Below are 19868 nucleotides of genomic sequence, written 5' to 3'. Positions count from 1 at the left end.
CTTTCGACGCCCGACGTGAGCGAACGACCACGGACGCGCATTGTTCGGCGTGCTCGTCCAACGTAACCCACTGCGCCACGTTCCGTGGGCGCCGGTGGTTACCGCCAGGCGCCTGACTGCCTCAGCGAAACGCCGCCGACCCGGTGAGTGCGCGCCCGATCGTGAGCTGGTGGACCTCCGAGGTCCCCTCGTAGGTGAGCACCGACTCCAGGTTGTTGGCGTGCCGGATCACCGGATACTCCAGAGTGATGCCATTCGCGCCCAGGATGGTTCGGCATTCGCGGGCGATCGCGATCGCCTCGCGGGTGCTGTTCAGCTTGCCGGTGCTGACCTGCTCGGGCGTGAGTTCGCCGCGGTCCTTCAGACGGCCGAGGTGGTAGGCCAGCAGGTGACCCTTGCCCACCTCGAGCGCCATGTCGGCGATCTTGGTCTGGGTGATCTGGTAGCCGGCCAGCGGCTTGTCGAACACCTGGCGGGACTGCGCGTACTCGATGGCCGCCTCGAGGCAGTCGCGGGCGGCACCCATCGCCCCGAAGATGATCCCGAAGCGGGCCTCGCCGAGAGCGGTCAGCGGTCCGCGCAGCCCCTCCGCCTTCGGCAGCATCGCCGAGGCGGGAAGGCGCACGTCGTCGAACACGAGCTCGGAGGTGACCGAGGCGCGCAGCGACATCTTCTTGGTGATCTCCGGCGCCGAGAACCCCGGCGTGTCGGTCGGGACGACGAACCCGCGGATGCCGCCGGGACTGTCGGCGAGGTCGGTCTGCGCCCACACCACCGCGACGTCGGCGATCGAACCGTTGGTGATCCACATCTTCGTCCCGTTGAGCACCCAGTCGTCGCCGTCCCGCTTGGCGTGGGTGCGCATACCGGACGGGTTGGACCCGAAGTCGGGCTCGGTCAGGCCGAAACAGCCGATCGCCTCGCCCGCCGCCATCCGCGGGAGCCACTCGTTCTTCTGCTCCTCCGAACCCCAGTGGTGAATGGAGAACATCGCCAGCGAGCCCTGCACCGAGACCAGACTTCGGATGCCGGAGTCGACGGCCTCGAGTTCCAGGCACGTCAACCCGTAGGACATCGCGCTCATCCCGGGGCAGCCGTAGCCCTCGAGGTGCATGCCGAGCGCTCCGAGCCCGCCCAGCTCGCGGGCGATGTCGCGGGCCGGAAGCCGGGCATCCTCGAACCAGTCGGCGATGTGCGGACGCAACTTCGACGCCGCGAAGTCCCGCACGCTGTCACGGATGGCGATCTCGTCGGCGTCGAGCAACGAGTCCAGGGCGAAGAGCTGGGTCAACGTGCTGGTGCGGGACATGGCGGACCTCCGTCGAGAATGGGACTCGCGCGGACCGAGGGCCGTCGACGAGAACGTTTGCACGAACGTTTGCATCGCCTAAGGTAGGTGTTCGATGCCCATCGGGTCAATCAGGAAGAGAGAGGATCAGCGTGGTCAGTGGTCAGCGCGCCCCCACGCTGAAGGAGATCGCCCGGCGTGCCGGCGTACACGTGTCCACCGCCTCCCGGGTGCTGCGACAGTCCGAGCCCGCCGACGGGTGGTCGGCGTCGGCTCTGCGGGTGCGGGAGGTGGCCGACCAACTCGGTTACCAGCGCAATGTGTGGGCGGCCAGCCTGCGGACCCGCCGAACCACCACGATCGGGGTCGTGATGACCCGCCTCACCGACGGCGTCGTGGCCACGACCTACCAGGGCATCGAACAGGCCGCCACCCGGGCCGGGTACTCGGTCCTGCTGTCATCCCCGCCCGACGAGGAGGCCGCTCAGCGACGGGCCATCGAACTCCTCGTCGGCCGGCAGGTCGACGGTCTGCTGCTGAGCGGATTACACCTGCCGGGCCGGGACTTCGTGGAGTCCCTGCGGGTCGGCGACCTCCCGATGCTCACCCTCACCCGGCACGCCGAGGCCGGACTCCCCTTCGTCGGCGGCGATGACGTGCGCGGCGGACGCATCGCCGCCCGACATCTCTTGGAGCGCGGTCACACCGACCTCGCCGTCATCGGCGGACCCGGCCACGCCACGACGGCCACCGACCGGCTCCGCGGGTTCCGCGCCCAGCTGGCTGATGCCGGGATCACGCTGTCCGACGACCGCATCGTCGCTTCCGACTTCGAGGTTCACGGCGGGACGGCGGCCGGGCGCGCATTGCTCGATCGTCCGGACCGTCCCCGGGCGATCTTCGCGGTGTCGGACACCATCGCCATCGGAGTCCTCGGTGTCGCCCGCGACCTCGGCCTCCGCATCCCCGACGACCTCGCCCTGATCGGCTACAACGACATCCCGGTGGCCGCCCAGCTCCCCGTGCCGCTCACGACGGTCCGCTCCCCCGCTCGGGAGATCGGCGAGACCGCGGTGCGCGGCCTCCTCGACCTCGCCGCCGGGCGGGACGTCGAATCCCGCCGCCTCCCGGTCGAACTGATGGTTCGCGGGAGCACGTGACCCTCAGGGCGCAGAGGTACCCGAACGTTCTTGCGCCGCAAGGAACATCGCGACGACCGCGGTGCGGACGTCGCCACGATCGCGGACCGGGCGATCCCAGGCGAGCCGCACCCCGACGACCCCCTCGGGAACCGTGGCGTCGAACGTCGCTGCCTCGTGGTCGAATCCGGTCATCCGCGCCGCGACCGCATCGGGCCGCCCGCCCAGCACACGGCAGATCAGTAACGAGTCGTCGGCGTGGTCGTCATTCATGTGTGCAAGTACGGCTGCCACGACATCCGGTCTGAATTGCGCTGCATCCGTGGTGTTTTCGTCAGTCACGCCCGGCCTCCTCGGCCTCGGGACGCACGAACCTCGAGACCCAGCCCCGGAAGTGGTCGACGTCGCCGCCGTGCTCCTCGAACCATCCCCACGCACCGCCGCGCGCACCGGTCACGTCCCCGACGACGAGTTCGATGGCCTCGCGCGGGGTGCGCAGGATCGGGGCGTCCAGCGTGGTGCCCGCCGGGATCCGCTTGCGGGACCGCAGACGCGCGAACACCCCGGCGATGCCGTCCTCGGTCCGGTGATAGTCGGTGACGACCGCTTCCTCGTCGACGCCCGCCAACAGCAGGGCGATCGCGATGATCACCCCGGTCCGGTCCTTGCCGGCAGCGCAGTGCACGAGCGTCGCGCCCTCGGAGTCGAACTCGTTCAGCGCGGCGGTGAGTCGATGCCCGCCCGTGCGCATCATCGCGGTGTAGATCTCGACGAGCGCGGTGTCGGCGAGGCGGTCGACGCGGGCACCCGAGGACACCGGACGGTGCACGACGCGAACGTTCGGCGGCCAGGTGACGGCCATCCGGCCCAGCTCGGTGGGGTCGCGCAGATCGACGACGGTCGCCGGCGGCCAGGGCAGGCCGACGGGGTCCTCGTCGTCGGGATACGGGGCATCGCTGCGGATCAGCACGTTGGCGGCGGTGACGCCGCCGCCGGCGACCCGCATACCGCCCAGGTCCCGGATGTTGGCGAAGGTCCGCAGGTCAGAGGCGGAGGAGAGGGTCACGGCGGTCCCGATCGTCGATGTGCGCGGTGGTCGGTCGCACCTCACCTTACGCAGGCGATGGAACGGGTGACGGCTGACGTACCGTGGCGATGATGACGACCTACCACTCCTACGAGCCGTCGCAGGGCAACCGGCTCTCTCACGACCCGGTGAATGCCATCGTCGCGCCGCGGCCGATCGGCTGGATCTCGACGGTGTCCGACGACGGCGTCGGCAACCTGGCTCCCTACAGCTTCTTCAACCTCTTCAACTACACGCCGCCGATCGTCGGTTTCGCCAGCGTCGGATACAAGGACACCGCGGCGAACGCGATCGAATCCGGCGAATTCGTGTGGAACCTCGCCACCGACGATCTCGGCGAGCAGATGAACGCCACCTCGGCTGCGGTGCCCGCCGGCGAGGACGAGTTCGACGTCGCCGGCCTGACGCGCCTCGCCTCTGATCTCGTGGCCCCGCCACGGGTCGGCGAGAGTCCGGTGAGTTTCGAGTGCCGAACCACCCAGTCGTTCCAATTACGTATGGCCGCAGGCGACCTCGTCGACACCTGGATGGTGCTGGGCGAGGTGGTCAAGATCCACATCGCCACCCATCTGTTGCGCGACGACCAGACCTACGACACGGCCGGCGCCCGACCACTGCTGCGTGCGGGCGGGCAGGGCGACTACTTCCTGCCCAGCGACGACCACCACCGGTTCATGAAACGGCCGAAACCGGCCACCCGCTAGCGGCTCCCTCCCGGCCGGTTCCGCTCACATCGCGCGGCGGATCTCGTCGTCGCTCGGCATCCCGGTCCGGGCGCCGACCGCGGCGACGGACAGCGACGCCGCCGCGACACCACGTCTCGCCGCCTCGACTACCGTCGACCCGGCGGCGAGGGCGGCCGCGAACACGCCGTTGAAGGTGTCACCCGCACCGGTCGTGTCGACGACCCGCGCGACCCGTCCGGCGGGGAGCGAGATCACCTCGGACGCGGGGTCGGCGATCAGTACGCCATCGGCACCGAGGGTCACGAGAACCGGTGCGCCCGTTCGGGATGCGACCGCCGTCGCCTGTTCGGCCGCCGATATCTCCGGCGCGGCCACACCCTCGGAGACGAGTCCGTACAGGTCCCGCAGTTCAGAGGAGTTGGGCGTCAGTACCGGCGCCGACGCCATCAGGTCGACGGTCGACGGCAACACCGGGGCGGGGTTGACGACGCAGCGGATACCCCGGGCGGCGGCCGTCGTGACCGCCGCGGCGACGGCGTCGGCCGGGATCTCGGTGCTGACGAGGACACAGCCGGCCCAGCCCGCCGCACGGTCGACCACGGCACGGACCTCGTCGGTGCCGAGGACGGCATTCGCGCCTGCCCCGACGGCGATCTGGTTCTCCCCGTGCGGATCGACGACGATCAGCGCCATCCCGGTGGCGACGCCGTCGAGCACGTCCACGTCCGTCACGTCGACACCGGAGTCCCGCAGTTCGGCGAGTGCGCTCGCGCCCATGTCGTCGGAACCCACAGCGCCGCAATATCGCACCCCGGCACCCGCACGCGCCGCGGCGACGGCGGCGTTCGCACCCTTGCCGCCGCCGTGACGTGTCACGGACGGACCGACGACCGTCTCACCGGGCCCCGGCAGACGGTCGGTCGCCACCACGAGATCGACGTTGACAGCGCCGACGACGAGAAGCCGGCCGGCTCGATCGAGGGAAGTCATCGTGCCTTCGTATCCGTCAGCGCACCCGGCGTCCAGTCCGGCCAGTCGGGTACGCCGGCGACCAGACCGTCGACGTACCGCGCGACGATGCGCGTGGTCGGTTGCTCGTTGGCGTACACGGTTGCCAGGTCACTCCGCGCGATGGCCGTCCGGACGAGCGGCCACAGGCGTCGGAACCGCTCGCGGATCTTGACCTCGGGGACCGCGTGCCCGCCACTGTCCACGCGCAATCGGACGCGATGGACCGCGAGAGCCTCGGGGATCATCACGACGTGCAGCGCGACTCGGTATCCGGCGGTATGCGCACGTTCGATGAGCTCCAGTTTCGAGGGGTGCGAGAAGACCGTCTCGGCGATGAACGAGGTGCCGCGCTCGATGAGAGTGTCGCGGGTCGCCGCCGCCAACCGGGCGGCGTCGTAGGAATGGGCTTCCGCGGAGTCGGGCCACCGCTGCCGGGCGATCAGGTCGGCGTTGACGAAGGGCACATGCAGCAGGGGCTGCAGATGACGCTCGACCAGCGTCGACTTACCCGCGCCGTTGCATCCGACGACCAGATCGAGCCGCGGAGTCACTGCTCGAGGATGACGCTCGTCCCGTCGGGGCGGTGTTCGACGAGCCGTCCGGCGTCATCGACGACCACCGAGGACAACCCTGCCGAGGCACGACGAACCACGTGGTCGTCGGTCGCGAGCCGCGCTTCGAGATGGGCGTCGACCTCGGCGTCGTAGACGACGGCTTCCTCTGCGGTCAGCACCTCTCCCGACAGATCGCCCGCCAGCGCGGCCTCGACCCGCTGACGCGACGCGGTGGTGCGCTGCGAGACGCTGCGCCCGAGACGCGCCCAGTGTTCGAGTTGCTGCCGCGCCGACCGCTGCTCTCGCGCGCCCTCCCGGGCCGCATCGGTCACCAATGCGGCAGACAGCCGGGTCACCTTGTCCGTACCGGTGCTCATCGCACACCTCCCGCGCGTGTGTAGCAGAGTGCTACATCGCCCCAGCATACGCCGACGAACCCGTCGACGGTCGTTGTCGCATGACCGTCGACGGGCGTCGGCACTGTCAGCCGGCCTCGCGCGTCACCGCGTGGACGCCGCGTCCCGCTTCGGCAGCACCCATCCCGGGCGCGGGAAGTGGCAGGTGTACCCGTTCGGGAAATTGAGCAGATAGTCCTGATGTTCGGGCTCGGCCTGCCAGAACGGACCCAGCTCCTCGATCGTCGTGACCGCCTTGCCGGGCCACAGCCCCGACGCATCGACGTCGGCGATGGTGTCGCGGGCGACCTTCTCCTGTTCCGGTGTCACCGGGAAGATCGCCGAGCGGTAGCTCGTGCCGACGTCGTTCCCCTGCCGGTTGCGCGTGGTCGGGTCGTGGATCTGGAAGAAGAACGCCAGGATGTCGCGATACGACGTCTGGGTCGGGTCGAACACGATCTCGACGGCCTCCGCGTGACCGGGGTGGTTGCGATAGGTGGCGTGGTCGTTCTGTCCGCCGGTGTAGCCGACCCGGGTGTCCAGGACGCCGGGCTGCTTGCGGATCAGGTCTTCCATCCCCCAGAAGCATCCGCCCGCGAGGACCGCGGTCTCGGTGCCGGGACGGACGGTGATCTGGCCGGGGTCGGTCGTCATGCGTTCTCCTCCTGGGTATCGGTGGTGTGGGAATTCGTGGTGTGCGTGCCGCCGAACAGGCCGGCGTACTCGCCGTACCCCTCCGCCTCGAGCTCGCCAACCGGGATGAACCGCAACGAGGCGGAGTTCATGCAGTAGCGCTGTCCGCCGGCCTCGCGCGGCCCGTCGTCGAAGACGTGCCCGAGGTGACTGTCGGCGCCGGACGAGCGCACCTCGGTGCGTCGCATCCACAGGGTGCGGTCGGTCTTGGTGGCGACCGCGTCGGGCTCGATCGGCTTGGTGAAGCTGGGCCAGCCGGTGCCGCTGTCGTATTTGTCGGTCGACGAGAACAGCGGCTGTCCGGACACGACGTCGACGTAGAGGCCGGGTTCGTGGTTGTCCCAGTACTCGTTGTCGAAGGCACGCTCGGTGCCGTCACGCTGGGTGACGCGGTATTGGATGTCGGTGAGGCGGTTCAACGCCTCGGGGGTCTTGCGGTAGGTGTTGCTCACGTTTCCTCCTGCTGACGCTCCCCCGGCTCCGTCGAGCGACGGCGCTCGGAAGGCGTCACCGTGCACAACACCACGATGCCCCGATTTGGTCTCCCGACACACGAGAGGGCCGCCGCCCACCAGGTGGACGGCGGCCCCGCGCCGCGGCGGACCACCGTCAGCCCACGACGTCACGCCCGAAGATCTGCCGAGCGAGCACCCAGCGCTGCACCTCGCTGGCACCCTCGTAGATCTCCCCGATCTTGCTGTCCCGGTACACCGCCTCGACCGGACCCGACGAGTCGTCGTCGCCCAGCTCCTGGGTGAACCCGGACCCGCCGAACGCCTGGACCGCGTCGCGCGCCATCTGGACCGCGACCTCGGTACCGCGCAGCTTGGCCATCGCCGCCTCCGGTTCGGGGAAGCGCGTGCCGGAATCGAGCCGCATCGCCGTCTTGATGTAGAGGTCCCGCGAGATCGCGATCTCGGTCGCGCGGTCGGCCATGAGGAACTGCCAGTGCTGCCGGGCTGCGAGCGGTGCGCCGAACGCCACCCGGGTGCTCAGGTGTGCCGCCGTCCGGTCGAAGGCGGCCTGCGCCATACCGACACCCGCGGCCGCGATCCCGATGCGCCCGTAGGTCAGCGTCTGCAATGCGACCTTCAGCCCGCCTCCCTCGGTCCCGAGAAGGGCCTCCGGTCCCAGCCCCACGTCGTCGAGGTGCACGTCCGCGGTGATCTGCCCCTTGTTCCCAAGCTTGCGATCGGGCGTGCCCACCCGGACGCCCGGGGTGTCGGTCGGGACGATGAACGTCGAGAGCCGGTCACCGGTGCGCGCGAGCACCACGACGAACGCGGCGACAACGGAGTTGGTGATCCAGCGCTTGCGTCCGTTCAGCACCCAGCCGTCGCCGCGGCGGTGCGCCACGGGCCGGACCGCCTCGGGTGAGAGATCACTCGACGCGGCCGGCTCGCTGGTGGCGAACGCGCCCACGATCTCGCCGGCGACGACCGGTGCCAGCCACCGGCGGCGCTGCTCCGGCGTGCCCCGGTTGACGGCGTTGCCCGCGAGGATGCAATGGACGTCGAAGATCGCGGCGACGCTGTTGGAGAAGTACGCCAGTTCTTCGACGGCGGTGGCCGTCGCGGTCGCCGGGTGGGCCAGTCCGTCGCCGCCGACGTCGGCCGCGAAAGGGATGCGGTAGATCCCCGCCGCGGCCAGCCGATCGAACACGTCGCGCGGGAAGCCGTCGAGCCGTTCGTCGCCCCGCGCGATCCGATCGGCCACCGGGGCGACGTCGCGAAGCGCGACCTGCCGAACCCTGCGACGGACCTCGACTACCTCCTCGGGCGACACGAGGTCGTGGTACAGGGCGTCGGCGATCCGCGGTGGCTGGTCGGGCACGTTCGTCGGACGACGACACCGCGGCGATGTCGATGACAGTCAGGGAATCTCCCGATCAGACCGGTGCGTCGGCCACGGCACGCGACCTCTCGATCTCGTCGGGCACCAGTTCGACGACCGCCTCGACCTCCGGCGCGGGTGCACCCGGCCCGAAGTCGGCGAACGCCGTGATGTGCTCGTCGAGCGGAAGCGGATTGGGGGTGCCGTAGGTGAAGTAGGTCTCCCACGGCAGCTTCGCGCCGCCGACGGCCAGACCGGTGTCGATGTCGGACATCTGCCAGGTCTTCGTCTCGGCCGACGGATCGAGATGCAGATATCCGGACTCGCCGAACAACTCGATGCGGTTGCCACCCGGTTCGAACACGTAGAGGAACTGCCCCTGGGTGATCCCGTGCCGGTCCGGACCGGCTTCGATGCGGATGTCGTACTCGCGGAACATCTCCACGGCGTCGATGTTGTGCTGACCCGTGCCGTAGTAGAAGGCGAGGTGATGCAGTTTGCCGCGCCCGCCGGTCATGTCGCGCATGCAGGCGACCTCGTGGCCGAGGATGTTCGAGCTCATCCAGGCGCCGATCTCGACGTCACCGTCGACGACGCGCTCGGTGGTTCGGAACCCGAGGTGGCGTTCGAACTCGGTCTTGAGCGCGGTGACGTCCGAGGCCATCAGGTTGAGGTGGTCGATGCGCTTGACCGGAATCCCCTGCAACGGCTTCTTCGACGGCCGGGTGAGGATCTTGCTCTGCAGTTCCGGTGGCGCGACGTAGGTCTCGGCTTCCCACACCAGCGCGAAGTCGTGACCGTCGGCGGTCTTGTACGCGAGCGTCTTGCCGTAGCCGAACTCGTCCTCGTGCCACGAGGTCTCGATGTTCGCGCCCTGCAGCGAGGCGGCACGGCGTTCGAGCGCCTCGGGGGAGCTGGTCCGCATGCCGGCATGGCCCATCCCGGGTTCGGCGGACTCGGTGATCTTCAGACTCCACGGGTAGGGGTCCTCGTAGGCCCGGAGGTAGACGGACTGGCCTTCGCGCTGGGTGACATACATGCCCAGGAACCTGGTGAAGAAGTCGAGGGTCTCCTGGGGCTTGGGGCTCAACAGTTCGGCTCGCGCGAGGTGCGCGACATCGAAGCGTGCGGCGTTCTCGGTCATCGGTTCTCCTGTGGATCGTGCGACACCGGATCTCGGTGGCTGCTGGCTGATGGGCCTCAGCATGGCGACGAGTTGTGACTGCCGTCACCGCCATTCGGGATATCCGAACAACGGTGCCGCCGATGCGCTCCGCGTTCGGACTGCCCGTGCCTTGGCCCCGGAGACGGCAACCGCTCCTTAGGTTCGGTGTCGAGCACGCCGACGGCGACCGAGACCGAACGTGCGCACGAGCAGAGGAGACATGCGATGAGCCGGTTGACCGCCGCCATTGTGGGATCGGGCAACATCGGGACGGACCTGATGTACAAACTGCTGCGGTCCGAGTACGTAGAACCGGTCCACATGGTCGGGATCGATTCCGCCAGTGAGGGTTTGCGCCGGGCGCGCGAGGAAGGACTCGAGGCGTCGGCCGAGGGCGTGGACTGGTTGCTACGGCAGTCCTCGCCCCCCGACCTCGTCTTCGAGGCCACCTCCGCCAAGGTCCACGCCGCCGTCGCGCCCCGCTACGCCGACGCGGGGATCACCGCGATCGATCTGACGCCCGCCTCGGTCGGCCCTTACGTCGTCCCCGCGGTCAACCTCCGCGAACACGTGAACGCGCCCAACGTGAACATGGTGAGCTGCGCCGGGCAAGCCACCATCCCGATCCTCCACGCGATCAACCAGGCCGCCGACGCCGCCTACGGAGAGATCGTCGCGGCCATCGCGTCGGCGAGTGCGGGTCCGGGAACGCGGCAGAATCTGAGCGAGTTCAGCGAGAAGACGGGGCGCGCCCTGGCGCAGGTCGCGGGAGCGGACCGGGCCAAGGCGATCTCGGTGATCAACCCGGCCGAACCGCCGATGAACATGCGCGACACGGTGTATGCGAAAGTGCGCAACCCTGATCCCGTGGCCATCGAACGCGCCGTGGTCGACATGGTCGCCGAGGTCCAGCGCTACGTCCCCGGTTACACCCTCAAGCTCGTCGACACCGATGGCGATCTGGTGACCGTGATGCTCGAGGTCGTCGGCGCCGGCGACTTCTTACCCACGTACGCAGGCAATCTCGACATCATCACCGCGGCCGCCGTGCAGGTCGCCGAGGTGATGGCGCAGGAGAGGGCCGCGACAGCGACACTTCAGACAGGAGCACTGCGATGACCAGCCAGTCCCCGGCCCGCGGGCCACGATCGGTCACCCTCGTCGACACGACGCTGCGTGACGGGATGTCGAGTGTCTCGCACCGGTTCACCACACGCGACGTCGCCGCCATCGCGGCCGGCCTCGACCGGGCCGGCGTCCCGACAATCGAAGTGGCACACGGCATCGGTCTCGGTGCGTCGTCGGTCCAGTACGGCTTCGCCGCGGCCACCGACCCCGAGTACGTGCGCGCCGCCGTCGACGCGGTCGACAACGCCGACATCGCGGCCCTCTACGTACCGGGCATCGCGACGCTGAACGAACTGCAGGCGGCGGTGGACGCCGGCATCTCGACCGTCCGCGTCGCCGTCCACTGCACCGAAGCCGATTGCGGGCAGCAGCCTGTCGAATGGGCGAAGGAGAACGGTCTCACCGTGATGACCTTTCTCATGATGAGCCACAAACTCGAACCCGACGCACTCGCCGAGCAGGCGGCCAAGCTCGACTCCTACGGCGCCGACGTCGTGTACGTCGTCGACTCCGCAGGTGCGCTCGTCCCGCGGCAGGCCGGCGAGCGGGTCGCGGCACTGCGCGAGGCGATCTCCGCGGACATCGGTTTCCATGCCCACAACAACCTCGGTGTCGGGATCGCCAACGCGCTCACCGCCGCCGAGAACGGTGCCACCTACATCGACGGCTCGCTACGGGGGCTCGGCGCCAGTGCCGGCAATGCCCAGACCGAAGTCCTCGCCGCCGCATTCGAACGCGCGGGCTGGGACACCGGCGTCGAGCTGTTCCCGCTCATCGACACCGCCGAGAACGTCGTGGCCCCACTGATGACCGAGCCGCAGATCGTCGACGAGACCGCGCTCGTGCTCGGCTACGCGGGTGTGTATTCCACGTTCTTCCACCCCACCAAGCGCGCCGCGAAGAAGTTCGGCGTCCCCGCCCGGGACATCCTGCTCGAACTCGGCCGTCGCGGCGTCATCGGCGGCCAGGAAGACATGATCATCGATGTGGCCTCCGAATTGGCGGGCCGCACCTACGAGACGCCGGTCGCGGCGGAGGTGTGAGGAAATGACTCTTTCCAGCCATCTGAAAAACACCGATCAGAGCGGTACTGCCGAGGTTCGCCACCTCATCGGGAACGAGTGGCGGACGGCCTCGGACGGCGCGACGTTCGAGTCGCGCGACCCGCACGACGGCGCGCTGCTCGCCCGGGTGGCGCGCGGCACCGTCGACGACGGCGTCGCGGCGATCGACTCTGCCCGCACCGCTTTCGACGACGGGCCGTGGCCGCAGATGTCACCCAAGGAACGCGCGGCGATCCTGCATGCGGTCGCCGACGCCGTCGACGAGCACCGAGAGGAGCTGGCACAGCTCGAAACCCGTGACGGCGGCAAGACGATCACGCAGTCGCTGCACGCCGAGATCCCGCGGGTGGCCCACAACCTGCGCTTCTTCGCCGATTACGTCTCGATGGCCGCGAACGAGGCCTACCCGGACGGCGATCTGCTCTCCTACGTCCTCTACCCGCCCGCCGGGGTCGTGTCCGCGATCAGTCCGTGGAACGCGCCGCTGATGCTGGCGACATGGAAGATCGCGCCCGCACTTGCCTTCGGCAACACCGTGGTCCTCAAACCGGCACCGCAGACACCGTTGACCGCCAACCGTTTCGCGCAGATCGCGCTCGCGGCGGGTCTGCCGCCCGGGGTGCTCAACGTCGTCCACGGCTTCGGTGGTGAGGCCGTCGCCGGACCGCTGACCTCCGATCCGCGCGTCGACCGCATCACCTTCACCGGATCGAGTGCCACGGGCGTGAAGATCCTGCAGGCGGCCGCCGCGAACCACACGCCTGTCTCGGCCGAGATGGGTGGCAAGTCGGCCAACATCGTGTTCGCCGACGCCGATCTCGACGTCGCCGTACCCATGTCGCTGCGGGCCATCTTCGGCGGCAACGGACAGGTCTGCCTGTCGGGTTCGCGACTGCTGGTGCAGAACTCGATCCGGGAGGAATTCGTCGACCGCTTCGCCGAGGAAGCACAGAAGCTCGTGGTCGGCGACCCCAAGGACCCGACGACGTTCATGGGCCCGCTCATCGAGCAGCGACACCTCGACAAGGTGCACAGCTACGTCGAACTCGCGCAGGACGAAGGCGGCAAGATCATCACCGGCGGCGAACGCCTCACCGATCCGGATCGGGCAGGCGGCTTCTACTATCCGCCGACCGTCATCACCGGTCTGACCAACGACTCCCGCACGGCGCGAGAGGAGATCTTCGGTCCTGTCGAGACGGTTCTGGGTTTCGACACCGAAGAGGAGGCCCTGCGCATCACCAACGACTCCCCTTACGGCTTGGCGGGTATCCTCTTCACGCAGAATCTCGACCGGGCGCATCGGATGGCCGCGCGCTGGAAGGCCGGCACGGTCTGGATCAACACCTTCTTCGAACGCGATCTCCGGCTGCCCTTCGGCGGTGAGGGCATCAGCGGCCTGGGCCGTGAGGGTGGCCAGTACTCACGCGAGTTCTTCACCGAACCCCGTGCGGTGACCCTGCGCATCCGGAAGTAGGACCCGTGTCCACAACCGAGACATGTGTGGTCGTCGGCGCGACCGGCGCGATGGGGACCGTGTTCACACGACGCCTGGTGGCACGCGGGATGCGGGTTCTCGCGGTGGGGCGCCGTGCCGAGGAACTCGAACAGCTCGCGGCAACAGACGAGCTGATCATCCCGTGCGCGGCCGACATCGCCGAGGACTGGTCCGTGGACGCGATCCGATCCTGCCTCGACGGGCCCGTACGACTCGCGGTGTTCGCGGCCGGTCTCCCGGTGCGCGGCTCCGCGGACGCGATCGAGCCATCGCTGCTGGCCACCGCGGCCAACATCAAGGTGGCCGGCACCGTCCGGTTGCTGCGAGCAGTCCGCGACCATCTCGCCGACGGCTCGCGGTTCGTCGCGGTCGCGGGTTCACTCGGACTCGAACCGGGGCCCCTCGACGCGGGACCGGGTACCGCCAATGCCGCGTTGTTCAATCTGATGCGACAGATCTCGGCACTCTATGGACCCCGGGGTGTCACCGTGCACACCATCGCGCCCGGGCCCATCGACACCCCTCGGCTCCGCGCCTTCGTCGACACCGAATCGCGTGAGACCGGTGCCGCGCCGCAGGAGATCTGGGACAGGTACACGGCCAAGACCACGCTGGGTCGCCTGCCCACACTGGACGAGATCGCCTGGCTCGTCGAGATGTTGCTCGAGCCCCAGGCCGCCGTGCTGCACGGCAGCGTCCTCAACGCCGACGGCGGAACTCGCCACGGCATCCAGTAGCCCGGTCCGAAACGGACGCAGGCACTTCCCGAACGGAGCCAACATGCCGGTTGCACACTTCCACATCCCCGTCGGCAGCGCGTCCACCGAGCAGCGCGCCGCTCTGCTGACCGCCGCGAGTGCGGCCTACTCCCGCATCCTCGACTCACCGATCGAGCGGGTACGCGCCTTCGTCGTGCAGTACGACCCGACCGACCTCGCCGTCGGCGGACAGCTCGTCGCCGACGGCGGGTCGACAGCCCCCTATTTCACCGCCATCGTGCTCGCAGGCCGTCCGCCGCAGCAACGTTCGGAACTTCTGGCCGCGTTCACCGACCTCGTCGTCGAGCACCTGGACGTTGAACGCTCGGGCGTCCGTGGACAGATTGTCGAGGTGGCGCCGGAGAATTGGGGCATCGCCGGCGTGCCGGCGAGTGATGTCCGGGCGTCGGAGATCGCACTCCGCGCGGCTCGCTGAGCCCGACACATCTACACTGTGGAGTTGTCAAAGGTCGTGTGGCGCCGGAGTCGACGCCGGAGAGTCTGGGCGCGGTGGTTCTAGGGTTGGCGACTACACGAGGGCGTCGTCGAGTCGCATGGTGCGGCGGTTGTAGGCAGGCCGGGGTAACCGTCGGGGGTCGATGTCGGCCGGCGGGATCAGCCACGGATGCCGATCAGGACCCATCACCACCTCCCAGCCATGGTGATGGACCTGGGTATGGCAGCGCTGACACAGCAAGCACCCGTTGTCCAGATCAGTCGGACCACCATCAGCCCAATGGACGAGATGGTGGGCCTGCTTATGCGCGGCGGGGGCAACGCATTTCACACAGCACATATCGCGAACGATGATCGCTCGACGTGAGTGGTGTGGGAACAGCCGATTCGTGGTGCCCATCCGCAACGGCACGCCCTCGTGTCGAGCACGATCTCGGCCACCCCACCGTCGCAGGACAGTCGTCGTGCCGTCGACGCCGTGACCGCACCGACCCACGGCAACCGCGCCGGATCGGTGTTGTCGGCCGGGATGGTCACCAGCACCTGGGTGCGGGGCGCGCCAGCGGTGGTCATCGCCGCACCGACCGCCGCCTGATCCAGCAGCAACTCCAGGCCATCAGCACGGCGTTGCCCGGCGTCACGCCGATCCTGGGCACCGTCGGATTCCGGCCGCGGGCAGGACCGTTCGTCGATCATCGACAGGAACTTCTCCCCGATCACCGCGGTCACATCCGCGGCGAACGCGACTCTGCCCTGCTCGGTCACCCGCATGTGCACCGTGTTTAACGACGCATCATCAGCGGGCGCAACACTCTCGGGATCGACGTCGGCGACCCGGACGGCCAGGGAGCAGAGCTGACGCGCCGCGTGACCAACAGACTTCAACTCGACTCCTAGACTTCGATCGAAGTCCATCGGTCGAGTTGAAGTCTGCCGGTCATCGGCCGGACTGCAGGTATAGCGGCGGTTTCGAATCAGGGACCATTTGTTGCAGTTCCCGTGGACAGTAGCGAGCAGCTCCTCCCGCGCCTCACGATTCCGTGATCGCCGCCTGACGTTCGGCAACGGTGACGTCGCCCGCCGACCAGTGGGTGGTCGGGACCTCGCGGACGCATACTCGGATGTTCGCGATCGGCGCGCCGATCGCACGGTGGGCGGCCGCCGTCAGTTCGCGCATCAGCGCGCGCACCTCGTCGGGTGAACGCCCCTGGGCGATGGTCACATCGATGAACGGCATCTCACCCTCCCGCGATCGTGATCGAGCCGAGCGTGGTGAAGTGTGCCGCGACCCGGCTACCCGGCTCGACCGGCACAGCGTCCGTCATGCCGCCGGTGAGGACGACCCACCCTGCCTCCAGGGTGACGCCCCGCGCGCCGAAGGTGTTGGCCGCGAACGCCAGTGCCTCGGCAGGATGTCCGAGCACCGCCGAGCCCGTCGCGGTGGCGACGATGTCGCCATCGATCTCCAGAAGGCACGCCTCGAGTCCGAAGTCCACGTTCGCGACATCTCGGATGACCGGACCCGTCACGTAGACGCCGGAGGAGTTGTTGTCGGCCACCGCATCCGCGAGGGTGAACTTGAACCCCGAGTAGCGACTGTCGATGATCTCGATCGCGGCCATCGCATGGTCGACCGCGGCGAGTGCTGTGGCCGCGGTGACACCGGGACCGGTGAGGGGCCGCCCGAGCACGAAGGCGATCTCCGGCTCGGCGCGCGGATGGATGAGTCGCTCACGCGGAACCGGCAGACCGGCGGGCAGCACCATCGCGTCGGTGAGCCAGGCGACCGACGGTTCGTCGACGCCCATCTGTTTCTGCTTGGCCCGCGAGGTCAGGCCCAGCTTGATTCCGGTCACGGTCTCTCCGCGCGAGCGCCGATCGGCGAGCGCGATGTCCTGAGCGGCATAGGCTACGTCGAGTGTCAGGCCCGGCCACTCGTGGTGGATCGAGGTCCGCGGCGTCCGCGAGTGTTCGGCGGCGAGCAGCGTGCCGGCGACGCGAACCGCACTCCAATCGTCGATTCCTTTGTCTGTCACATCTTCTCCTGATGGTTCGAGGACACGAGCACTCACGCGCCGGCCAGCACCGCGGTGACGCTGCCGAGTCCGGCGATGGTGGCGACCACGGTGTCCCCCGGCGCGACCGGCACGGCCGCGGTCATCGAACCGGGCAGGACCACGTGGCCTGGTTCGAGGGTGACACCCAGCGGCCCGACTGTGTTCGCCAGCCAGACCAGCGCGTTGATCGGGGATCCCAGCACCGCACCACCGGCGCCGGTGTCGACGAGGTCGCCGTTCACATGCAGGTTGCAGCCGGCCATCCGCAGGTCGACGTCGACGAGCGGCACCGGCCGTCCGCCCAGGATCACCCCGCCCGACGACGCATTGTCGGCGATGGTGTCGAAGATGCCGATCCGCCAGTCGCGGATGCGCGAGTCCACGATCTCCAGTGCGGGGAGCACGAAGTCGACGGCCGCGGTGGCCTCTGCGACCGTGACCCCCGGCCCGCGAAGCGGTTTGGCGAGGACGAAGGCGACCTCTGGCTCGATGCGCGGCTGGATGAAGGTGCCCGCCGGGATCGGGGCGTTCTCGAGATGGAACATGCTCGCCGTGAGGTGCCCGAAGTCCGGCTGGTCGACACCCATCTGCCGTTGGATGGCACGGGAGGCCAGCCCCACCTTGTGGCCCTTCACCACATCGCCGTTCTTCTCCCAGTCCTGAACCTGCGCGAGCGCGATCTCGTACGCGGTCGACAGTGGGTGGCCCGCGAACCGCGAGGCCAGGGGTTCGATCGTGGTGTGGTGGCGGTAGGCGTCGAGGAGTGCCTCGGCGGCGGTGCGGACGAGGTCGGCGTCGTCGGCATGGTCGGTCATGGAAGGCACGATCTTTCTGGGCTGAGGAACGGCGATCGCGGGGTCATCCCGCCACCGCGTGCAGGACGGAGACCTCGCGCTCGGGCAGGCGGATGGGCGTGGACTCGTCGCCGGACGAGGTGCTCAGCGCGCGGGACGCGTCGGCGGCGGCCGCGATGACCGCACGCCGGAATTCGTGTTGTGCCGGGACGAATCTGGTCGCGGGCGCGGTGATCGACATCGCCGCCACGACCACCCCCATCTCGTCGCGGATCGGAGCCGCGACGCAGTGCACGTCGGGAACGGCTTCGGCCAGGTCGAAGGCGCAACCCCGACGCAGCACACCCTTCAGTTCGGCCGCCAGTTCGTCCGGGTCCGTGACGGTCGACGACGTGTACCGCCGGAGCTGCTTGTCGGTCACGTTGCGGGCCAGCTGAGCCGGGTCGCAGTGCGCGAGGAGTACTTTGCCGACCGCGCTGCAGTGCGCGTCGAGTTGGGCGCCGATCCGGGCGCCGGACACGTTGATGACGTGATTGCCGAGCACCTTGTCGACGTATATCACCCGGTAGCGTTCCATGACCGCGAGATGGGTTGTCTCGCCGAACTTCTCCGACAGCACCTGCAAAGCCGGTGCGGCACAGGATTTGACGTCGACCGTGCCCTGCAACGCCTGGTTCAGCTCGACGACCCGCCAGCCGATGCGGTAGCGGCCGCGGGCGCGGCACTGGAGCAGGCCGATGTCGACCAGTGAGGCCAGCAGCGCGTGCGCGCTCGACCGGGGGACGCCGAGCTCACCCGCGACCTCCGACACACCCCACTCCGGACGTTCGACGGTGAACAGATCCAGGACCGGGCCGATCTTCTGGACGGTCTGCAACGCGGCCATCTCAGGGCCCCACCGTCGACTCGTCACTGAACAACATGGTGGCACCGCCGGTGGCGAAGTTCGCGACATCGCCGGCCGCGGTTTGCCCCTCGGGCGAGCCGAGTGCCTGCCCAAGAGACTCTTTCGAATCGAAGTACAGCTCGGCCACACTGTACGAGGCGGGTTCGGTGCCGTCGAGGGACTCGCATTTGCCTGCGGCGAACCGCCGCAGTCCGGGGATGCGGCGAACCAGCTCGGCATGCTCGTTCTCGTAGTGCCGGTCGAAGGCTGCCGGGTCGAGCGGGTGTCCGTAGATCACGGTGAGTCGGTACATGGCTTGCCTTTCGGGTTCGAGCGGGATGTCACGACGCTGCAGTGGTCGCCACGGGTGCCGCCACGGTGAATTCCTCGCGGAAGATGAGACGGGGCGCCATCCGGCGACGTTTGAGCGCCCGGACTCCGGCCTCGATCATGGCCGGTGGGCCACACAGGTACGCGCTCAGCCCTTTACAGCTCCGGAAGTCCTCGACGACCGCGTCGGTGACCATCCCGGTCGACCCATCCCATTGCTCCTCGCTCAGGACGGGCCGGTAGTGGAAGTTGCCGTGCTCGGCCTCGAGGTCGCGGAAGAAGTCGACGTCGTAGAGGTCGTCGCGGCGTCGGCCACCGTGGTAGAGGTACAACTCGGGGACCAGACCGTGATCGAGCACATGACGGGCGATCGACTTGAGCGGGGCGAGTCCGGTGCCCCCACCGATGAGGATGGCCGGTTCGCTCTGTTCGCGGACGAGGTGGAACTGGCCCAGCGGTCCACGGAGTTCCACCCGCTCCCCCACCGACAGCGCGCTGAAGATCCAACCGTCCGTTGCCCTTCCACCGACGGTGCGCTTGATGTGGAACTCCAGGCGCTTCGGTTCCGACGGCGGGTTGGCCATCGAATACTGACGTCCGAGACCGGTACCGGGGATCTGCAGTTCCGCGTACTGACCGGCGTTGAACGACATCGGTTCGTCCAGTTCGACGACGAGTCGCCGCGTGTCGGTGGCGATGTCGTCCAGGGCGACGACGGTGCCGTCGAAATCGCGCAGTGGATGCCGTGGTGCGCCATCGTCCGACGCGGTGCCCAGTGGTTCGACGACCAGGTCGGAGCACGGCGTGGCCAGACAGCCCAGCGCCAGGCCGGCACACCGTTCGGCCGGCGTCAGCGTGTACGCGGGCGAATCATTGTGCGCCACCTGGCCGTCGAGTACCCGCACCTTGCAGGTCCCGCATGTTCCCTGCGTGCAGGAGTGCGGGAGCCACTCCCCGGCACGCAGGACCGCGTCGAGAACCGACTGGTCGTCGGCGACCTCGAACGGGGTGTCCGAGCCCTGGATACGGACCCGATGTGTGCTGGT

Annotated in this window: 23 protein-coding genes and 1 pseudogene; 7 read left to right on the top strand and 17 right to left on the bottom strand. The window is 68.7% G+C overall.

The features are described 5' to 3' along the window. Positions 1–121: 121 nt before the first annotated feature. Positions 122–1309, bottom strand: a complete 1188-nt coding sequence (locus B1818_RS20025) for an acyl-CoA dehydrogenase family protein (protein WP_078113772.1) — start codon at positions 1307–1309, stop codon at positions 122–124. A gap of 131 nt (positions 1310–1440) precedes the next feature. Here B1818_RS20025 and B1818_RS20020 point away from each other — a divergent pair, with 131 nt between their 5' ends. Beyond that, complete coding sequence (locus B1818_RS20020) at positions 1441–2448, top strand: LacI family DNA-binding transcriptional regulator (protein WP_078113771.1); 1008 nt, start codon at positions 1441–1443, stop codon at positions 2446–2448. A gap of 3 nt (positions 2449–2451) precedes the next feature. Here B1818_RS20020 and B1818_RS20015 read toward each other — a convergent pair whose 3' ends face one another. Both B1818_RS20015 and B1818_RS20010 read right to left on the bottom strand, forming a co-directional pair. After that, positions 2452–2769 carry a DUF2470 domain-containing protein gene (locus B1818_RS20015; protein ID WP_078113770.1) on the bottom strand — a complete coding sequence of 106 codons (318 nt, stop codon included), beginning with the start codon at positions 2767–2769 and terminating at the stop codon, positions 2452–2454. Beyond that, entirely contained in the window at positions 2762–3493 is a 732-nt protein-coding gene (locus tag B1818_RS20010; RefSeq protein WP_078113769.1) for a tyrosine-protein phosphatase, read from the bottom strand. Before B1818_RS20010 ends, B1818_RS20015 begins: the two co-directional genes overlap by 8 nt. A gap of 92 nt (positions 3494–3585) precedes the next feature. Here B1818_RS20010 and B1818_RS20005 point away from each other — a divergent pair, with 92 nt between their 5' ends. Further along, positions 3586–4218 carry a flavin reductase family protein gene (locus B1818_RS20005; RefSeq protein ID WP_078113792.1) on the top strand — a complete coding sequence of 211 codons (633 nt, stop codon included), beginning with the start codon at positions 3586–3588 and terminating at the stop codon, positions 4216–4218. A 24-nt stretch (positions 4219–4242) separates the two neighbouring features. Here the strand turns inward: B1818_RS20005 and B1818_RS20000 are convergent, their stop codons facing one another. From B1818_RS20000 to B1818_RS19970, 7 genes are all read right to left on the bottom strand, one after another. Next, positions 4243–5190 carry a PfkB family carbohydrate kinase gene (locus B1818_RS20000; protein WP_078113768.1) on the bottom strand — a complete coding sequence of 316 codons (948 nt, stop codon included), beginning with the start codon at positions 5188–5190 and terminating at the stop codon, positions 4243–4245. Further along, positions 5187–5762 (bottom strand): zeta toxin family protein, encoded by a 576-nt coding sequence (locus B1818_RS19995; RefSeq protein ID WP_078113767.1) that lies wholly within the window; start codon positions 5760–5762, stop codon positions 5187–5189. The genes B1818_RS20000 and B1818_RS19995 overlap by 4 nt, the downstream gene beginning before the upstream one ends. After that, the gene (locus B1818_RS19990; protein ID WP_078113766.1) at positions 5759–6142 is read right to left on the bottom strand and encodes a hypothetical protein; all 384 of its coding nucleotides are present in this window, start codon (positions 6140–6142) and stop codon (positions 5759–5761) included. Before B1818_RS19990 ends, B1818_RS19995 begins: the two co-directional genes overlap by 4 nt. A gap of 123 nt (positions 6143–6265) precedes the next feature. Next, the gene (gene msrA, locus B1818_RS19985; RefSeq protein WP_078113765.1) at positions 6266–6814 is read right to left on the bottom strand and encodes a peptide-methionine (S)-S-oxide reductase MsrA; all 549 of its coding nucleotides are present in this window, start codon (positions 6812–6814) and stop codon (positions 6266–6268) included. Then, positions 6811–7305 (bottom strand): peptide-methionine (R)-S-oxide reductase MsrB, encoded by a 495-nt coding sequence (gene msrB / locus B1818_RS19980; RefSeq protein ID WP_078113764.1) that lies wholly within the window; start codon positions 7303–7305, stop codon positions 6811–6813. The genes msrA and msrB overlap by 4 nt, the downstream gene beginning before the upstream one ends. Positions 7306–7462: 157 nt before the next feature. Next, complete coding sequence (locus B1818_RS19975; protein ID WP_254859769.1) at positions 7463–8686, bottom strand: acyl-CoA dehydrogenase family protein; 1224 nt, start codon at positions 8684–8686, stop codon at positions 7463–7465. 55 nt (positions 8687–8741) lie between these two features. Continuing rightward, on the bottom strand, positions 8742–9830 hold the full coding sequence (locus tag B1818_RS19970) for a VOC family protein (RefSeq protein WP_078113762.1): 1089 nt from the start codon (positions 9828–9830) through the stop codon (positions 8742–8744). A gap of 246 nt (positions 9831–10076) precedes the next feature. Between B1818_RS19970 and B1818_RS19965 the strand changes: the two genes are divergently transcribed. From B1818_RS19965 to B1818_RS19945, 5 genes are read left to right on the top strand one after another with little or no spacing between them, the layout of a single operon-like run. Beyond that, positions 10077–10970 (top strand): acetaldehyde dehydrogenase (acetylating), encoded by an 894-nt coding sequence (locus B1818_RS19965; RefSeq protein WP_078113761.1) that lies wholly within the window; start codon positions 10077–10079, stop codon positions 10968–10970. Next, positions 10967–12022, top strand: a complete 1056-nt coding sequence (gene dmpG, locus B1818_RS19960) for a 4-hydroxy-2-oxovalerate aldolase (protein ID WP_058249712.1) — start codon at positions 10967–10969, stop codon at positions 12020–12022. Before B1818_RS19965 ends, dmpG begins: the two co-directional genes overlap by 4 nt. A 4-nt stretch (positions 12023–12026) precedes the next feature. Beyond that, entirely contained in the window at positions 12027–13520 is a 1494-nt protein-coding gene (locus B1818_RS19955; RefSeq protein ID WP_078113760.1) for an aldehyde dehydrogenase, read from the top strand. A 5-nt stretch (positions 13521–13525) separates the two neighbouring features. Further along, entirely contained in the window at positions 13526–14278 is a 753-nt protein-coding gene (locus B1818_RS19950; RefSeq protein ID WP_078113759.1) for an SDR family NAD(P)-dependent oxidoreductase, read from the top strand. Between the two features lie 43 nt (positions 14279–14321). Further along, positions 14322–14735, top strand: coding sequence for a tautomerase family protein (locus B1818_RS19945; RefSeq protein ID WP_078113758.1), 414 nt, complete (start codon positions 14322–14324; stop codon positions 14733–14735). A 93-nt stretch (positions 14736–14828) separates the two neighbouring features. On the opposite strand, the pseudogene B1818_RS24525 reads toward B1818_RS19945, so the two are convergent. From B1818_RS24525 to B1818_RS19910, 7 genes and pseudogenes are all read right to left on the bottom strand, one after another. Next, positions 14829–15601 (bottom strand): annotated as a pseudogene (locus B1818_RS24525) (DUF222 domain-containing protein); the annotation flags it as partial. A gap of 184 nt (positions 15602–15785) precedes the next feature. Continuing rightward, entirely contained in the window at positions 15786–15992 is a 207-nt protein-coding gene (locus B1818_RS19935; RefSeq protein WP_058249708.1) for a tautomerase family protein, read from the bottom strand. Between the two features lies 1 nt (position 15993). Then, positions 15994–16791: a 2-keto-4-pentenoate hydratase gene (locus tag B1818_RS19930; RefSeq protein WP_091344194.1), complete on the bottom strand. Its 798-nt coding sequence runs from the start codon at positions 16789–16791 to the stop codon at positions 15994–15996. A gap of 32 nt (positions 16792–16823) precedes the next feature. Continuing rightward, positions 16824–17627 carry a 2-keto-4-pentenoate hydratase gene (locus B1818_RS19925; RefSeq protein WP_078113757.1) on the bottom strand — a complete coding sequence of 268 codons (804 nt, stop codon included), beginning with the start codon at positions 17625–17627 and terminating at the stop codon, positions 16824–16826. 43 nt (positions 17628–17670) lie between these two features. After that, positions 17671–18492: an IclR family transcriptional regulator gene (locus tag B1818_RS19920; protein WP_078113756.1), complete on the bottom strand. Its 822-nt coding sequence runs from the start codon at positions 18490–18492 to the stop codon at positions 17671–17673. Position 18493: 1 nt separating this feature from the next. Further along, the gene (locus B1818_RS19915) at positions 18494–18805 is read right to left on the bottom strand and encodes an EthD family reductase (protein ID WP_078113755.1); all 312 of its coding nucleotides are present in this window, start codon (positions 18803–18805) and stop codon (positions 18494–18496) included. Between the two features lie 28 nt (positions 18806–18833). Then, positions 18834–19847: an NADH:ubiquinone reductase (Na(+)-transporting) subunit F gene (locus B1818_RS19910; protein ID WP_139363058.1), complete on the bottom strand. Its 1014-nt coding sequence runs from the start codon at positions 19845–19847 to the stop codon at positions 18834–18836. Positions 19848–19868 lie beyond the last annotated feature (21 nt).

Origin of the sequence: Gordonia sp. IITR100, assembly GCF_002009645.1 — a bacterium.
GTDB classification, from domain to species: Bacteria; Actinomycetota; Actinomycetes; order Mycobacteriales; family Mycobacteriaceae; genus Gordonia; species Gordonia hongkongensis.
This window is presented reverse-complemented; position numbering and strand designations above follow the sequence as displayed.

Bases quoted from the DNA above. Each gene is read 5' to 3' on its own strand.
- B1818_RS20025 (WP_078113772.1), bottom strand. From the start codon at position 1,309: ATGTCCCGCACCAGCACGTTGACCCAGCTCTTCGCCCTGGACTCGTTG.
- B1818_RS19955 (WP_078113760.1), top strand. From the start codon at position 12,027: ATGACTCTTTCCAGCCATCTGAAAAACACCGATCAGAGCGGTACTGCC.
- B1818_RS19970 (WP_078113762.1), bottom strand. From the start codon at position 9,830: ATGACCGAGAACGCCGCACGCTTCGATGTCGCGCACCTCGCGCGAGCC.
- B1818_RS19925 (WP_078113757.1), bottom strand. From the start codon at position 17,627: ATGACCGACCATGCCGACGACGCCGACCTCGTCCGCACCGCCGCCGAG.
- msrA (WP_078113765.1), bottom strand. From the start codon at position 6,814: ATGACGACCGACCCCGGCCAGATCACCGTCCGTCCCGGCACCGAGACC.
- B1818_RS19990 (WP_078113766.1), bottom strand. From the start codon at position 6,142: ATGAGCACCGGTACGGACAAGGTGACCCGGCTGTCTGCCGCATTGGTG.
- B1818_RS20000 (WP_078113768.1), bottom strand. From the start codon at position 5,190: ATGACTTCCCTCGATCGAGCCGGCCGGCTTCTCGTCGTCGGCGCTGTC.
- dmpG (WP_058249712.1), top strand. From the start codon at position 10,967: ATGACCAGCCAGTCCCCGGCCCGCGGGCCACGATCGGTCACCCTCGTC.
- B1818_RS19945 (WP_078113758.1), top strand. From the start codon at position 14,322: ATGCCGGTTGCACACTTCCACATCCCCGTCGGCAGCGCGTCCACCGAG.
- B1818_RS20005 (WP_078113792.1), top strand. From the start codon at position 3,586: ATGACGACCTACCACTCCTACGAGCCGTCGCAGGGCAACCGGCTCTCT.
- B1818_RS19965 (WP_078113761.1), top strand. From the start codon at position 10,077: ATGAGCCGGTTGACCGCCGCCATTGTGGGATCGGGCAACATCGGGACG.
- B1818_RS19915 (WP_078113755.1), bottom strand. From the start codon at position 18,805: ATGTACCGACTCACCGTGATCTACGGACACCCGCTCGACCCGGCAGCC.
- B1818_RS19920 (WP_078113756.1), bottom strand. From the start codon at position 18,492: ATGGCCGCGTTGCAGACCGTCCAGAAGATCGGCCCGGTCCTGGATCTG.
- B1818_RS19935 (WP_058249708.1), bottom strand. From the start codon at position 15,992: ATGCCGTTCATCGATGTGACCATCGCCCAGGGGCGTTCACCCGACGAG.